This window comes from Streptomyces sp. A1277, from assembly GCF_004795015.1.
Taxonomy (GTDB): Bacteria; Actinomycetota; Actinomycetes; order Streptomycetales; family Streptomycetaceae; genus Streptomyces.
This window is the reverse complement of the sequence record NZ_SSBI01000020.1, coordinates 63089-76398: the sequence shown is the minus strand read 5'-3', so window position 1 is coordinate 76398 and position 13310 is coordinate 63089. Positions and strand designations below refer to the sequence as shown.

Below are 13310 nucleotides of genomic sequence, written 5' to 3'. Positions count from 1 at the left end.
CTGGTTACCCCTCTGCGAGACGGACAACAGAGCCGCCCGCTCGGGTGCGGACGACGTCCTTGAAGAAGTCGACGAACGCGCTGTCGGCGCCGACGATGTCGAGAGTGATGACCTGCTCGCGGGGCTGCCCGCCCGTGTCCCGCACGGAGTTGGCGACGCCGCGCAGCATCCCGTCCAGCTTGGACAGCGGCGCCACAACCTCGTCTTCCGAGCCCTCACCGATCATCGCGAGCGTCGGCCCGGTCGCCACACCGCCCTCGGCCAGGTACGGAATGTCCGGGGTGTCGAGTCGGACTGACGGAATGTCGACGCCCATGAAGGACCCGCCGCCGAGCTGGAAGTAGAGCCCGTTCCACATGCGGATCAACGAGTTCACCGCCGCTTTGAAGCCACTGACGATGCTGTCCCACATGCCCTTGGACGCCTTGCCGATCCGGCCGGGCAGGCCAGCCACCCAGTCGACCAGCTTTCCGAGCCAGCCCGCGACCCGGCCGGGGATTGCGGCGAGCCAGCCGATCGCGGTCATCTGCGCGGTTATGGCGTCCTCGATCGTGCCGGTTACCCAGTCCCACGCCTCTGTGGTCTTGTCGCTGATCCAGTCCCAGGCGTCGCCGAGCTTCCCGGTGATCCAGTCCCACGCGTCACTCAGCTTGCCGGTGATCCAGTCCCACGTCTCAACGGACTTCGTCTTGATCCAGTCCCACGCCTCACCGAGCTTGCCCACGATCCAGTCCCAGGCCCGGCCGGTGGCTGCAGCGATCTCGTCCCAGTAGACGATGATCAGCACGATGATGGCGATCAGGGCGATGATCCCCGCGATGATCCACGTGCCCGGCCACGCCCACAGCGCCGCGTTCCACGCCCACTGCGCGACGACCGCGATGCCGATTGCAGCGGCCAGCCCCAGCAGGATCGGCGCCAACACCTTGATCAGGCCGGGGTGTTCCTTGAGGAAGTCGCTGACCACTTTCAGCGCGGGCGCCAGCAACTCGCCGATGGTCGTCGACAGGGTCCGCATGAGCGCGTCCCAGGACTGCACCGGGGATGCGGCCATGGAGTCGTTGGCCGCCTTGGCCGCGCCCTCCACGTCATCCATGCCCGAGGACGCGGCGGCGGTCGCCGGGTCCATTGCCCATAGCGCGTCGGCGCCCTCGCCCGCCATATCGCCGAACAGCTCGACGGCCAAGGCGCTCTGCTTGGCCGGGTCCTTCACTCCGCGCAGCGCGGCCAGCGTTTCGGTGAGGGCCTGCTTCGCGGAGTCGCCGCCCTTGTGGACCTTCGACAGCATGTCCTTGGCGTTGAGTCCGAGGCCCTTGTACGCCTTGCCCGCGCGGTCCGTTTCCTCCGAGGTGATGCGCGCGAACTCGTGCAGCACGTCACCGGCCTGGTCGATGTCCCGGCCGCCAGCGTTGATGTACTGCGCCATCATCCCGTAAGCGTCCTGGGCGGTGAGCCCGACGCGGGACCACGTTTTGCCGTACTCGGAGACGGCGGCGGTGATGTCCTCGCGCATCGCCTTGGGGAGTTTCTGCGCGGCGGCGGTGAGGATGTCGAAAGCCTGGGTGCCGTCCTTCGCCAGCCCGGACTTGATCATCTGTCCGGCGGCGGCCGCCGAGTCGGCCACGTCCATGTCGAAGGTGTCGGCCAGCATGAGCGCGCTGGTCGTCATCGAGGACAGCTCGTCGTCAGAGACCTTCGACATACCACCCATGGACGACACGACGGCCTCGATCGACTCGTTCACCCCGTCGATGCTCTCGCCGAACCCGGCACTGAAGACGTCGCCCGCGACCGTGCCCGCGCGCTCAGCCTCCTCCGAGGACAGGCCCAGCTGCCGGGCCAGCTTCGCGTTCGCCGCCGACGCGTCCATGGCGTTGGACAGGCCAGCGGCGAACAGCCCGCCCACGGCCGCGCCGGCCGCCGCACCCTGGATCCCGCCGAGGCTGGATTCGACGTCGTCGGCCGCCCCGGCTGCCCCGGTTGTCAGCTCCTCGGTGTCGATGCCGACCGAGACGAGAAGTTCCTCAAGCGTCACTGCCGCCCCCTCTCGCGTCGTGGCCGCGCAGCCGCCGGTTCAGCGACGTGACGGTGGTGAGCATCTGCTGCCAGTCGCCGCCCTGGGCGGGGGCGCCCTGGTCCCACTTCGGCATGAAGTCCTCGGGGCCCTTGGCTCGCTGGCCCTTGCCGCGGGCGGTGTTGGCGACGGTGGCTGTGAGGGAGGCGAGCAGGACGTCCATGCGCTCGGGCCCGAGAGGGCCGGTGATCTTCTCGTAGGCCATCCACTCGGTGAGCTCGGCCGAGCTGCACCGGCGCAGCAGCTCAGCCACGGTGCAGCCGAGTTCGAGCGCTAGTCGGTGGTAGAAGCGCCGCTCTGGGCGGCTTCGGAGTTTCCCGCCGCGTCCTCAGTGGCCTTGTCGTTGAGCCCGGACAGGCGCTTCGCAACGTCGGCGAGGCGGTCCAGGACAGCGCCGTTCTTCCGCCCCAGCGCGGCGACTTCCTTGTCGGTGTAGAGGCGCTGGAAGTCCTCGCCGACCAGGCAGCGCGCGAGGATCTTCGCCAGCTGGTCGTTGAGGTTGACGCGCTGCGGCTTCCCGTTCGCCCCGATGACGATCAGGCTGGACTGGTAGGCGTTGCGGTCGGTGCCGGACATGCCGAGCACCCGCACGTCCCCGCCCCACTCCGGCACGGGGACGTCCTCCCACTGGCGGTCGTCCGCGGCGTCGATCTGGTCCTTGCTGAGCAGTGCCATGATGCTCCGTTCCTAGGCGATGGTGGGCTTGCCGGAGACCTTGAAGGTCAGCGAGGCGGACAGCTTGTCGTCGTAGGGCGCCGACTTCGAGAACCCCGTCATCACCGCGGCGAAGGAGAACGTCGTCTCGCCGGTGTCGGGGAACACGATCTGGTAGTTCCGCGGGTCGGTGTCCTCCAGGTCGGCTTCGAGGGTGTCGTGCACAGCGGGGTCGTAGTTGATGTCGGCCGTCACCTCGCCCGGGTCGACGAGCCCGCCGACGAACTCCATGTACTGGTCGGGGCTGTCGTGCGCGGTCACGTCGATCGTGTTCCGGGACCGCCCCCCGTCCTCGATCCCGGTGATGTTCGCGATCGCGGTGAAGACTTCCGGCTCCTCGCCGTCGCCCCTCTTCAGGATCGTTCCGAAGCCGTCGATACCGGCCATGGCTGCCTCCTCGGCATGCAAGAGGCCCCGGCCATGGCGGCACGGGGCAGGATGTTGGGGTGGGTTACGGCTGCTCGGTAACGACCCGGTACCGCAGCACCAGGTGCCGGATGTCGCCCGGCGGCTCCGGGTCGGTCAGCGTCTGCCCGAACTCATACCGGGTCACAACGTGAGCCAGGCCAGGCACGGTGAGCGGCTGATGATCGAGCAGGGCGGTGATCCGGGCGCCGATCCGCAGCGCCTGGGCGTAGCCGCGGTACTGCGACCACACGTGAAGCGTGACCACGGTCTGCCGGCCGAACGAGGCGAGCCGGTTGTCCGGGGTCTCGATCGTGTCGCCGGTCACGACGAACGGATACTCGCACTCCTCGGGCACGTAGTCGTACAGGCCCTTGACCATGGCCATGAACTCGGCGTCGCCGCGCAGCAGGGCGTCGATAGCGCCCTGCACGGGCAGCATCGGAGCGGGCGAGGTCGTCACGATGGTGTCGCCCTCCTGATCTCGTCCCGGATGCGCGCCGCGATGTGCGGCTTCTCGCGCTCCAGGGCGGGCAGCAGCGTCGGGTTCGCGGGCAGGCGCCGGGTGCCGAGCTCCTGCGTCTTGGCGTAGTCGTTGTCGTCCTGCCACCAGCCGATCTCGGCCTTGAGCTGGTTGTTGTGGAAGCGGGCCTTCACGTCCCGCTTCAGATTCCCGGTGTCCACGTGAACGTTGTGCTGCACGTCGGTCACGATCGTCCCGGCGATCTCCTTCAAGGCCCGGAAGCACGCCGCCCGGTACTCAGGCCCGAGCTCCTCCAGCCGGTCACGCAGCTCGTCGAGCCCCTGGACGTTGACCTGGAGCCCGCTCTGCCGGGTCGCGGGACGCCGCGAGCGCCGCCGCCTGGCCACCGCGCTACCTCCTCGATGAGCGGCGGACGGCGGCGGCCTCGGCTGCGAGGGCGAGCAGGGCCCACGCGCACGCGCTCAAGGGCGCCTGATCGCGCAGGGCGTCCTCGGCGTTCTGCCGGCACTCCAGCGAGTCGGCCGGCGTCGGACGTCGCTCATCGGGCACGGGGTCGGTCATGGTCAGCCACCTCTCTGAATCAGCTTGCACGGGGCCTTGGAGTAGACCGGGGTGGACGGCTGGACCGTGGCCAGGACCCGGAACACCTGGGCCTGGCCGAGCCGGTCCGTGCCGCGCAGCTCGTCGCCGCGCCGGACGTCGGCGGACGGCAGCAGGTACACGGTGTGGTCGTGCTCGCTGCCGGCCTGCTGGGCCAGCATCTGGTCCGCGTTGCTGGGCTGGTCGACCTTGGCCCGGACGGTGCTGGGCTGCTGGACCAGCGTGGTCTCCTGCCCGCCGTACCCGTCCGGGACGGTCGTCGGCCGCCACACCTCCAGGCGCCGGTTCAGGAACCGGCCCGGCCCCCTCACCGCGACCGCACCAGCCCTGCCCCGCCGCCGAACCGGGCGGCCAGGCGCTCCCGCAGGTACGCGGGGAGCTCCATATCCGTGGCCAGGCCGTCCCCGCCGTAGGTCACGGCGTAGTCGCCGATGCGTTCGGAGGTGATGACCTGAGTTCCGAGGCTGGCCCCGCCGTCCTCGGCCCGGTACGAGGCCATGGCCCCGGCGACCAGGCGGCCGACCAGGTCCACGATGTCGGCAGGCACCTCGGGCAGGCCGTGGGTGTAGGTGACCTCCACCTCGGAGGGCTCGGCGCCCGTCCATCCGCCGAAGCGCCACAGCCTGTCCGAGCGCAGCCGCCAGTCCGTGACCGTGGCACCGTCGATGGCGACTGCGGCCACGGACTGGATCGGCGAGCCAGGCAGCCGCAGCCGCTGATCCGCCTCGCCCTCCAGCACCACGGTGGAGGTGGTCTGGGAGATCGTCGCCCCGGCCGCCTCGCGGACCGCTGCCGAGGCGACGGTGAGGTACCGGGTGGCCACGGTGGTCTCGTCGTCCGAGATGGTCAGGCCGAGCTCGGCCAGGTCGTCGAGCGTGGCCAGGGGATCGAGTGCCACGGTGGCCTCCTGGGTGTCAGCTGACCATGTCGATCAGGTCGGCCTTGGTGTAGTTCGCCGCGTCGTCGGCGGACAGCAGCCCCTTGCTGACGACGTAGCCGATCCACTCGGACTTCGGCGCGTTGATGGCCGGACGCCCGGCCGTGTCCACCGGGCCGGGCTCGGGGTCCGGGTCGGCGGGCGGAGTGCCCGGGTCCTGCGACGGTGCGGGCGGGGGGGCGCTCGCGGGCGCGCCCGCATACGGCGAGCCGTCGGCGTTTACGCGGACGAGCAGCCCCCGCTCGTAGCGGTCGGCGATGCCCTCGGGCAGCGGCAGGTCCATCGCGAAGATGGCACCGCCCTCGCCGCGGACGTGAATGGTCTCGGCCATGTCAGGTGTTCCTCGGGACTCGGAAGGCGGTCACGGTCATGGCGGCCGACGTCTCCACGATCAGCGAGCCGTCCGGCTGGACGAACCGCCCAGACTCCACCGGACCGATCCACTGGGTAGCGCCGTCCGCAACGGTGACGGTGAGCGGGCCCTGCCCGGACGCGATGGCGGCCGGCTGCGTGCCGGCCAGGAGCGACACGGTGCCGGACCCGCCCGAGGCGTTGACCACCCGGAACAGCGTCAGCTCGGGGAAGGCGTTGGCGACCTGGCCGCCGTTGCCAGCGCCCGAGGTGACTGCGGTTCCGGCCGGATCGGCCAGCCCGCCGTTCGGAACGAGGTTGCTGTACGGGACTGCTGTGCGTGCCATGTCTCAGACTCCGATCACGCGGCGGTCGGGTTGATGAACGCGGCGGCCAGGTGGTCCGGGCGGACCATCTTCGCGCCGTACAGGGCGAGGCCCTTGACCGCGTCCGAGAACGAGGACTCGGGGCGGTACGCCTCGGTCTTGTTGATCTGCTCGGCGAACGTGATCGCGGCGTTCGTCCCGGCGGTGACCACCTGCGTGTCGCCGGACGGCACGGGGATGTTGTTCGACTCGTAGATGTCGAACCCGGCCGCCCTGCCGACCATGCCGTTGCGCAGGCCGTCGCTCGTCCCGCTCTCGTTCACCTTGATGAACCGGCTGTCGAGGAGCAGCGAGGCGTAGAACTCGGCGGACACGATCGCGTACCGGCCCGCCGTCGGAACGTTCGCCTTGGTCAACTTGGTGCGCAGCGGCACCAGCACCTTGTCGTAGGCGTCGGTCGGCGTGGTGTACGTGTCGATCGGCGAGCCCGACTGGTTCACGAAGTTCGCCGTCTGGATCTGCGTGTACAGCCCGGCCACGTACTGGTCGACGGTGTCCGCGAGGGCGTAGGCCGCCTCGGACATCGCCTGGGGGACCAGGCCGCCCTTGGCCTGCCGGGCGTCCACGTCGTCGATGCTGAACGCCCAGTACTTCGACTGGTCGACGACAAGGGTGCGCTGCCCGGTGGTCAGCTTCTCCGGCGTGATGACGGTCGTTCCCGGCACGTAGTTGCCGACGGCGGGCCGGGACACCGAGGTGATGCGGACGGTGTCGCCCGCCTCGCTGATCTCGCCCTCGTAGTCCCGGTTGACGACGGTCGGGCCCGCGTAGATGAGCGCCTTACGGACCGCGACGAGCAGTCGCGAGGACCAGATTTCGGGAACGAAGTTCCGCACGGTCATGGGGTTTCCTCCTGGTTACTTGCCGCCCATGAGGTCGTCGAGTCGGCCGTCTTCGCGGGCCTTGTCGATCGCCTCGGCGGACATGGTCTTGAGGTCTTGCCGGGTGAGCTGCTTCGGCCGGCCCGCCTTGCGCGCTGCGCCGCCGTCGCCAGTGCCCTGGAACCTCTTCGCCGTTGCGGCAGCCAGGTAGGGCTTGGTCTTGATGAGCTCGTTGATCGCTTCGGTGACCTCTTCGGAGTCGAGGTCACCGTTTTCGTCGACCTCGAACTGGTCGAGGTCGAGGAACTTGTAGGCGTCGGCGGGGTCGGCCAGCACGCCCTTGGCGGCGGCCTTTACCTCGGCGCGGATGATGCGCTGGTTGGCCTTGGAGAGGGCGGCCTGCTCGGCCTCGCGGCGCGCGGTCGCGGCCTCGTCGTCGGCGGCGGCCGCGGCCAGCTGGTCTTCGAGGGCCTTGCGCTTGTCGCGCTCAGTGCGCCACTTCCCCTTCATCGACGCGAGGGCGCGCTTCCCCTTGTCGCCGAGCTCGTCGGTACCGTCCGGGTCCGGCTCCTCGCCGTCCGGCTCTTCGTCGGGCTCTTCGCCGTCGGGCTTCTCCTCGCCCTCGGTGCCGTCCTCGTCCCCCTCGCCTCCGTCGGCGTACAGGGTGAACGGGTCGGCGTAGGGGTGGGCCCAGCCGGGCGCGTGCGCGCGCGTGCGGACGTGACGGGGCAGGGTGCTGCGGTTCATGGGTGTCTCCCGTTGCGGGGTGTGGGCCCGGGCGTTGCGCGCGGGCGAGGGGTCAGAACAGGTAGCCGTATCGGCGCAGTAGACGCACCGCGTGTTCGCGGTTGTCGGCCTGCCGGAAGATCTCTTCGGGCATCAGCCGAGGCCCGCGGCCCCGGCTGGCCTTGTGGGCCAAGCCGCGCTTCGTGGTGCTCTCGGTGGTGGCTTGCACGGTCCGGCCGAACGCGGCAGCGGTCGCCATGCCACGACGGGCGTTCACGACCATGCCGATGTCGGCGCCCTCGCTGATCGCCTTGGCCGCGGCCTCACCGAACGCGGCCCGCCGCTGCTTGTCCGACATGCCGTCGTACACCTTCTGCGGATCCTGCGCCTCGGGCCGGTGCTCGTCGGTGACGGGCTCCATCCCGCAGTGGCAGCGCGGGTGCCGCAGGAACCCGGTGCTGTGCCCGTACTCGCGGCCGGCCAGGATGATGCACCGCGAGCACGCGCCCGCCTCCACGACCCGGATGTACGACGTGACCGCAGGCCGGGCCACCATCGCGACCTGATCCGCGGCCCGCCCGGCATCCGCGACAGCCGTGCGCACCATGAGATTCAGCAGGGCCTGGCCGCGCGCCATGGCGTGCACGATCGGCATGCCCTCACCGACCAAGCGGAGCGTCGTCCACATCGGCACCTGAAGCGCCTGGACAAGGGGCGTGCCATCTCCAGTGATTCCGGCCAGCGAGAGCGGGTCCAGCCGGTCCGACTCGGCCTGATCCGGGTCACGGCCAAGGAGCCGCAACAGCCAGGGCTCGGTGCCCTGCGCGGCGGCCAGCTGGGCCCCGGCCACGGCCGCGACGACCGGGCCCAGTGCGACGGCCCAGGAGTTCGCGAGGCTGTCCCGGTCGATGCCCCGCCATGCCCCCTGCGCGGCCCGGGCCGCAGCCAAAGCCAGGCGGATACGGGAGAGAGCGTGCGCCTGCGCGAGCACGCCCGGCATTACGCCGCCTCCTCGGGAGCGGGCTCCTCCTCGGCCTCATCCTGGGGGGCGGGGCTGGCGCCGCCGGTGAGCTGCCGGGTGATCTCCGCGACCGGGTCCATCTCCAGTTCCCTCTCCCGCATTGCGACGACGTCGGCAACCTCGGTCGGCGTGAGCCCGTACCGCAGGGCCAGCCACTGGAACGGGAACCCGAGCTGCTTCAGCTTCAGCAGCGCGTCGGCCATCTGCGCGTGCGAACGGGACTCGGAGTCCGCCCACAGCACCCGGCCCGACCGCAGCGCCTGAGCCTTGCCGTCCTCGCCCTTGGCCAGGGCGATCAGCCGGGCCACCTCGCGCAGGCCCTGACCGAGCCAGAGTTTCTTCTCGTCGACCCTCTTCACGAGACCGGTCTCAGCCGCGAGCAGAGCGCCCTCGGCCAGGTTGGCCATTTTCCCGATCAAGTAGTGCTGAGGGGTGCGGGTCTGGGCTGCGAGGTGGCCGACTGCCACCTCGATAATCTCGCTGTACGCGGCCAGGTTCGCGGCCTGCCACTCAGCGATCTTGGCGTCCTTGCCGGTGATCCACGCGACACGGTCGATCTGGAACTTATCCAGGTCGACCGGCTGCTTACCGATAATCTCGCCCGCGCTATTCAGCTTCGGGATCATCGGCCGTTCGGCGCCCATGACGACGCGCTGCGGGAAGCTGGCGTAGTCCGAGGCGGTGAACAGCTGCGCCCACAACAGGTTGATCGCGTCCTGCATCGACGTCACACCAGCGACGTCGGACAGCGGCTCGTCGACCAGCATCGGCTTGTTCGGGAGCTCCACCATCGGCACCACGCCCATGGGGTTCGGCTGCGGGTTCGGCTCGTCACCCAGCTCCCGCGGCCGCCACCGCTTCAGCTCCTCGTCAACGTCGGCCATCTGCGGACTCTTGTCCTGCTGGGCCAACGGCCGGCAGAACTTCCACACCTCACGGGCGAGGTACAGGGTGGCGTAGTCCTCGTTGCCGTCCTGCCACCGCTTCAGCGCCGCCCGGCGCAGACGGCGCGAGCCGGGCTCGTAGGCGACGATCGACTGCGAGGCATCCTCGAACGTGACGACGGGCATGTCCGGGTCGTCAGGGTCGCCCCACACCAGCACGAAGCAGCGGGCGCTCGTGACGGAGCCGAGGAACCCAAGCTGGCTGTCGGCGTCCAGGCCGTTGACCTGCCAGACCTTCCACAGTCCCTTGTCAGCTTCCGTCGCCCCGTCCGCCTGGAAACCCGTGACGGTCAACCGCTCCACCGGGGAGTCGGCCACGACCTGAGTCCAGTTGTCGGAGAAATCGCGGTAGCGCTCGCCGTGGAACTTCTGAAACTCCGCGCTCGCGAACTTCAGTCGGTGGTCCCCGCGGTAGTACGCGTTGTGCCGGTCGATCGGTCCGCGCCGCCGGATCAACTCGTTCTCCAACAGCGCGACCAGCTGAAGGGCCTGCCCCTCCGTAGCCATCGGGCCCTCCTCATCCGCCGTAGTAGTACGACGTCTCCAGCTCGGCGAGGCCGGCCGCGATGACGTCGCCCAGCGCCTCGTGCGCCAGGATGCTCGGGATGGTCGCGTCGATCTTCTGGCTCGGGCTGGCCTTCTTCAGCACGTACCGGTCCATCGGCCGCGCCGCCGCACGGGTGTTGGCGATGTGGTCCGCAGTGATCGGGCAGTCGTCGTGCGAGAACGTCACCGTTCCGTTGGTCGCCCGCACCACATCGGTCTTCAGCCGCTCAGCCGCAGAGTGCATCTGAACGATTCGGCGCGTGTACCACCGGATCACCCGCTCCTCGCCGTACAGATCCACCCACTGGTCAATCTCCGTGCTCCAGTACGGAGGATCGGCATACAGCCGCACCACGTCGTACCGGGCCATCAACTGCTCTACGGCCGCATGAACCTCGGCCGCTGGCACCTGCCCGTCGTAGTCCGCCGGGTTCCAAATCGTCGGCTCATCGTTCGGCCCGTACACCGGAGTGAACTGGTAGCCGTCCATCGTTTCGGCGCGGATCGCAGTCCAGTCGTCGGTCTCCGATCCGTCGAAACCGAGGACGATTCGAGTCATCGGCCGAACGCGCCGCGGCTTCGCCTTGCTTGCCCACTTCGCAGGGTCCAGCCACGACGACGCCCCCGCCACGCACCGGTTACCGAAGAACCGTTCGGCCTGCGCCGGGTCCTTCTCCATGATCTCGGCGGCCTCGGCCTCGATCGCATCCAGGTCGACGTGCGACGAGCCCGCATAGACGACGGTGTGGATCTTCCGGCGGTCACGGCGGTTCGCGTAGGAGAGCGTCTTGGGCGCTTGCGGGTGGTACCGGAAGATGTCCCGGCGCCGTGACTCGCTGGTCGTCTGCGCCACGCTGTTCTCCGACGGGTCCCACCCGTTCGTCGTCTCCATCGACCGGCCGCCCATGCCGGCCGCACCACGGCGCTGCGTCTCAGCGACGCGGCGCAGCTTGTTCGCCGTGTTGTACAGGCCGGTCTCATCCTGGAGCGCGAAGATGATCGGGTTGCCGAGACGGCTGAGCGCGCTCGACGTGACGACGTCGATGCGGCCCTGGTCGCCGACGCGGGTGAACTCCTCGCCCGCACGCAGCTGCTCGGACAGCGGGCCCCGCTTCACCATCGACTGCAACGGCCGGTAGACGTTCGCGACCTGGTCCTCAGACGTGGCCGTCAACTGGATCAGCGGCGTCGGCCACGGCACGCCCATCGGCTCGCCCGGCTCGTAGTCGTACCACCATCCGCACCCGCACCCGTGCTGTGAGCACCGGTACCGCTCGCCGCCGCGCGCCCAGCCGTTGAAGACCACCGGGCCCGCGGCCTCGGCCAGGACGACAGTCGCCGACCAGGGCCCCTTCCCCGTCTTCTGCGGCGCGACGACCTGAGACCGCCGGTACGTGAACGCCGGCGCCAGCTGGCCCACCGTCGCACCAGGCTTGACGCGGTAGTGGTTGACCGTGCACCACAGCTGCCACGGGTACAGCTCCATGTCCTCGCCCGCACGGAACCCGTCCGGGACCGGGCAATGCGCCTCGATCCAGTCCGGGACGATCCACAGGGTAGGGAAGTCGACAACGAACTCGGCGGCGGCGGCGTCAGGCGCCTTCGCCATTGGGCACGACCTTCAACCGGTCCCGCGCCGACGGGCGTCGCGCCGGGACCGCGGCAACCTCGGCCTCCACGGCCGGAGCGTCGGCGGCCGGCGCGACCTTCCACCGGTTCCGATTCATGCCCGCCACGGACAGCCCCAGAGAATCCAGGTACGAGCGCACCATTTTCTTCACGTCCACGCGGCCGTCCGCGCGCTCGGCCTCGGCCAGCGTCCGCACGAACAGCGCCACCTCCAGCTCCTGCGAGAGGGCGGCCCACGCCACAGCCTGGGGCTTCGCCCACATCTCGTCCCACAGCTCCAGCTCCCGGTCCGCCGGCGTCGTCAGCGGCCACTCGGGCGCGGGCTCGCCGCGACCCTCGGCCGGCAGCGTCCGCCACCCGCCCCGCTCCATCGACGCCGCAGACTTCAGCGACCGCGGATCCGGGGGCGGCCCGGACACCGCGCGAGCTCCACCACGAGGCATGTCAATCACTCCTTCACGCGCTGCGTTGCGCAGCACTCGGCCGTCACATTGCGTGACAGCGGGGCACCCTTTGAACCCGGCGCCACCCCGAGCGCCCTCCCCCGCGTCTGGGAACCCCCTGGTCGGTGGGGGTACCCCCCTGGGTGGCGGTCGCGGAGCGTGACGTCAGCGGCCCCAGGTCTCGTAGGCGGTCTTGCGGCTGTGGTGCCGCTTGCTCATGGCTTGCCAGTTGGTGGGGTCGAAGCCGCGTGGTCCGAGCGGTCCGAGGCCGTCGATGTGGTCGACCTCGGTGGCCAGGTCGCGTTGCAGCGGAGGCAACATGCTGCAATGGTCGCACTCGCAGTACGGATGGTCTTCGAGGTAGCGAGCGCTGGACTTGATCCAGCGTGTGCCTCGTCCTGCGTTGCGGTGTGCTGGCCTGTCCTTGGTGGCCTGGGCCTGGCAGGGGGGACACCTCCCCCCGGGGGTGAGGGTGGGGCACCCGGGGGTGGGGCAGACCTGCATGGCCTTACGCCTGGCCATGTGACCAGGGGGGTGAGGCGGATGCACCAGGCAGGGCAGGCAGTCTGTGCGAGCCCTGGTAGTAGTCATGCTCGACCTGGTATGCGCTGCCCGAGACATGGAGCAGACGGCGGGGGATGCCCTGCTGATCGGCGAGGTCGTTGACGAGGTCACGGACGATGTCCTCGTACTCCTCGGGGCTTTGGATGCCGAGGATGTAGCGCTGGGGGAAGCGCCCGTACAGGTAGGCGGTCTGGGTGCGCTTGAGGTGCCGCAGGGCGCGCTCACGGTTCGGGTAGACGGGCATGATCAGCGTCCCCTCTGCTGTCCGAGGAGCAGCGCCTTGAGCAGTTCCAGGGCTTCGCCCTTGGTGAAGCCAGCGTCGATCCATGCGGTGTAGAGCTCGTGCATGGAGACGGCGCCCTGGGCCATCTTGGTCAGCGGGTCGGGCTGGGTGATGCGGTCGTCGGCCACGGTGTCCTCCTGGGTCAGCTGATGGGGATGGTGACCGTGGTGGTGGCCGCGCCGTCGCCGTATCGGATCTTGCAGCCGTCAGGGGTGCACAAAAGTAGCGTGGCGGTGACCTCGTGCACGTCGAGGCGGATCTCACGCACGTTGGCGGGGTCCAGACCTAGGGTGCGGCAGATGTCCCGCAGGGTGTCCCTGGTGACGTAGCTCGGGACTGGCGGCAGCTCAACGGTGATGGGTGGAGTTTCGGCCACATTGTC

At 69.6% G+C, this 13310-nt stretch carries 21 protein-coding genes; all 21 read right to left on the bottom strand.

Annotated elements, in window-relative coordinates:
* Positions 1-4 precede the first annotated feature (4 nt).
* The 21 genes from E6R18_RS15830 to E6R18_RS15740 all read right to left on the bottom strand — a co-directional run bounded on the left by E6R18_RS15830 (position 5) and on the right by E6R18_RS15740 (position 13304).
* On the bottom strand, positions 5-2035 hold the full coding sequence (locus E6R18_RS15830) for a phage tail tape measure protein (RefSeq protein ID WP_136317531.1): 2031 nt from the start codon (positions 2033-2035) through the stop codon (positions 5-7).
* Complete coding sequence (locus E6R18_RS15825; protein ID WP_240799752.1) at positions 2025-2327, bottom strand: hypothetical protein; 303 nt, start codon at positions 2325-2327, stop codon at positions 2025-2027. Before E6R18_RS15825 ends, E6R18_RS15830 begins: the two co-directional genes overlap by 11 nt.
* A 20-nt stretch (positions 2328-2347) precedes the next feature.
* Entirely contained in the window at positions 2348-2749 is a 402-nt protein-coding gene (locus E6R18_RS15820) for a hypothetical protein (protein WP_136317530.1), read from the bottom strand.
* Positions 2750-2761: 12 nt separating this feature from the next.
* The gene (locus E6R18_RS15815) at positions 2762-3175 is read right to left on the bottom strand and encodes a phage tail tube protein (protein ID WP_136317529.1); all 414 of its coding nucleotides are present in this window, start codon (positions 3173-3175) and stop codon (positions 2762-2764) included.
* A 64-nt stretch (positions 3176-3239) separates the two neighbouring features.
* The gene (locus tag E6R18_RS15810; RefSeq protein ID WP_240799751.1) at positions 3240-3656 is read right to left on the bottom strand and encodes a DUF3168 domain-containing protein; all 417 of its coding nucleotides are present in this window, start codon (positions 3654-3656) and stop codon (positions 3240-3242) included.
* Entirely contained in the window at positions 3653-4063 is a 411-nt protein-coding gene (locus tag E6R18_RS15805; RefSeq protein ID WP_136317528.1) for an HK97-gp10 family putative phage morphogenesis protein, read from the bottom strand. Before E6R18_RS15805 ends, E6R18_RS15810 begins: the two co-directional genes overlap by 4 nt.
* Positions 4064-4067: 4 nt before the next feature.
* Positions 4068-4238, bottom strand: coding sequence for a hypothetical protein (locus E6R18_RS34060; RefSeq protein ID WP_168712366.1), 171 nt, complete (start codon positions 4236-4238; stop codon positions 4068-4070).
* Between the two features lie 2 nt (positions 4239-4240).
* A complete protein-coding gene (locus E6R18_RS15800; protein ID WP_136317527.1) occupies positions 4241-4588 on the bottom strand; it encodes a phage head closure protein in 348 nt (115 codons plus the stop codon).
* Complete coding sequence (locus E6R18_RS15795) at positions 4585-5175, bottom strand: hypothetical protein (protein WP_136317526.1); 591 nt, start codon at positions 5173-5175, stop codon at positions 4585-4587. The genes E6R18_RS15800 and E6R18_RS15795 overlap by 4 nt, the downstream gene beginning before the upstream one ends.
* Positions 5176-5191: 16 nt before the next feature.
* Positions 5192-5545 carry a hypothetical protein gene (locus E6R18_RS15790; RefSeq protein WP_136317525.1) on the bottom strand — a complete coding sequence of 118 codons (354 nt, stop codon included), beginning with the start codon at positions 5543-5545 and terminating at the stop codon, positions 5192-5194.
* Position 5546: 1 nt separating this feature from the next.
* Positions 5547-5912 carry a hypothetical protein gene (locus E6R18_RS15785; RefSeq protein ID WP_136317524.1) on the bottom strand — a complete coding sequence of 122 codons (366 nt, stop codon included), beginning with the start codon at positions 5910-5912 and terminating at the stop codon, positions 5547-5549.
* Positions 5913-5926: 14 nt separating this feature from the next.
* Entirely contained in the window at positions 5927-6793 is an 867-nt protein-coding gene (locus E6R18_RS15780) for a P22 phage major capsid protein family protein (RefSeq protein WP_136317523.1), read from the bottom strand.
* A gap of 15 nt (positions 6794-6808) precedes the next feature.
* Positions 6809-7519 carry a hypothetical protein gene (locus E6R18_RS15775; protein WP_136317522.1) on the bottom strand — a complete coding sequence of 237 codons (711 nt, stop codon included), beginning with the start codon at positions 7517-7519 and terminating at the stop codon, positions 6809-6811.
* A gap of 52 nt (positions 7520-7571) precedes the next feature.
* Complete coding sequence (locus E6R18_RS15770) at positions 7572-8498, bottom strand: hypothetical protein (protein ID WP_136317521.1); 927 nt, start codon at positions 8496-8498, stop codon at positions 7572-7574.
* Positions 8498-9970 (bottom strand): phage portal protein, encoded by a 1473-nt coding sequence (locus E6R18_RS15765; RefSeq protein WP_136317520.1) that lies wholly within the window; start codon positions 9968-9970, stop codon positions 8498-8500. The genes E6R18_RS15770 and E6R18_RS15765 overlap by 1 nt, the downstream gene beginning before the upstream one ends.
* A 10-nt stretch (positions 9971-9980) precedes the next feature.
* Positions 9981-11429: a hypothetical protein gene (locus E6R18_RS15760; protein WP_240799750.1), complete on the bottom strand. Its 1449-nt coding sequence runs from the start codon at positions 11427-11429 to the stop codon at positions 9981-9983.
* A 172-nt stretch (positions 11430-11601) separates the two neighbouring features.
* Positions 11602-12081, bottom strand: coding sequence for a hypothetical protein (locus E6R18_RS15755; RefSeq protein WP_240799749.1), 480 nt, complete (start codon positions 12079-12081; stop codon positions 11602-11604).
* Between the two features lie 165 nt (positions 12082-12246).
* On the bottom strand, positions 12247-12402 hold the full coding sequence (locus tag E6R18_RS15750; protein WP_240799748.1) for an HNH endonuclease: 156 nt from the start codon (positions 12400-12402) through the stop codon (positions 12247-12249).
* A 187-nt stretch (positions 12403-12589) separates the two neighbouring features.
* Entirely contained in the window at positions 12590-12889 is a 300-nt protein-coding gene (locus tag E6R18_RS15745) for a hypothetical protein (RefSeq protein ID WP_136317518.1), read from the bottom strand.
* A gap of 2 nt (positions 12890-12891) precedes the next feature.
* Positions 12892-13056 carry a hypothetical protein gene (locus E6R18_RS34055; protein ID WP_168712365.1) on the bottom strand — a complete coding sequence of 55 codons (165 nt, stop codon included), beginning with the start codon at positions 13054-13056 and terminating at the stop codon, positions 12892-12894.
* Positions 13057-13070: 14 nt separating this feature from the next.
* On the bottom strand, positions 13071-13304 hold the full coding sequence (locus tag E6R18_RS15740) for a hypothetical protein (RefSeq protein WP_136317517.1): 234 nt from the start codon (positions 13302-13304) through the stop codon (positions 13071-13073).
* Positions 13305-13310: the final 6 nt, after the last annotated feature.

Coding starts and splice junctions, on each gene's coding strand:
- E6R18_RS15820 (WP_136317530.1), bottom strand. CDS start 2,749: ATGGCACTGCTCAGCAAGGACCAGATCGACGCCGCGGACGACCGCCAG.
- E6R18_RS15815 (WP_136317529.1), bottom strand. CDS start 3,175: ATGGCCGGTATCGACGGCTTCGGAACGATCCTGAAGAGGGGCGACGGC.
- E6R18_RS34060 (WP_168712366.1), bottom strand. CDS start 4,238: ATGACCGACCCCGTGCCCGATGAGCGACGTCCGACGCCGGCCGACTCG.
- E6R18_RS15790 (WP_136317525.1), bottom strand. CDS start 5,545: ATGGCCGAGACCATTCACGTCCGCGGCGAGGGCGGTGCCATCTTCGCG.
- E6R18_RS15785 (WP_136317524.1), bottom strand. CDS start 5,912: ATGGCACGCACAGCAGTCCCGTACAGCAACCTCGTTCCGAACGGCGGG.
- E6R18_RS15780 (WP_136317523.1), bottom strand. CDS start 6,793: ATGACCGTGCGGAACTTCGTTCCCGAAATCTGGTCCTCGCGACTGCTC.
- E6R18_RS15775 (WP_136317522.1), bottom strand. CDS start 7,519: ATGAACCGCAGCACCCTGCCCCGTCACGTCCGCACGCGCGCGCACGCG.
- E6R18_RS15770 (WP_136317521.1), bottom strand. CDS start 8,498: ATGCCGGGCGTGCTCGCGCAGGCGCACGCTCTCTCCCGTATCCGCCTG.
- E6R18_RS15765 (WP_136317520.1), bottom strand. CDS start 9,970: ATGGCTACGGAGGGGCAGGCCCTTCAGCTGGTCGCGCTGTTGGAGAAC.
- E6R18_RS15755 (WP_240799749.1), bottom strand. CDS start 12,081: ATGCCTCGTGGTGGAGCTCGCGCGGTGTCCGGGCCGCCCCCGGATCCG.
- E6R18_RS15750 (WP_240799748.1), bottom strand. CDS start 12,402: ATGTTGCCTCCGCTGCAACGCGACCTGGCCACCGAGGTCGACCACATC.
- E6R18_RS15745 (WP_136317518.1), bottom strand. CDS start 12,889: ATGCCCGTCTACCCGAACCGTGAGCGCGCCCTGCGGCACCTCAAGCGC.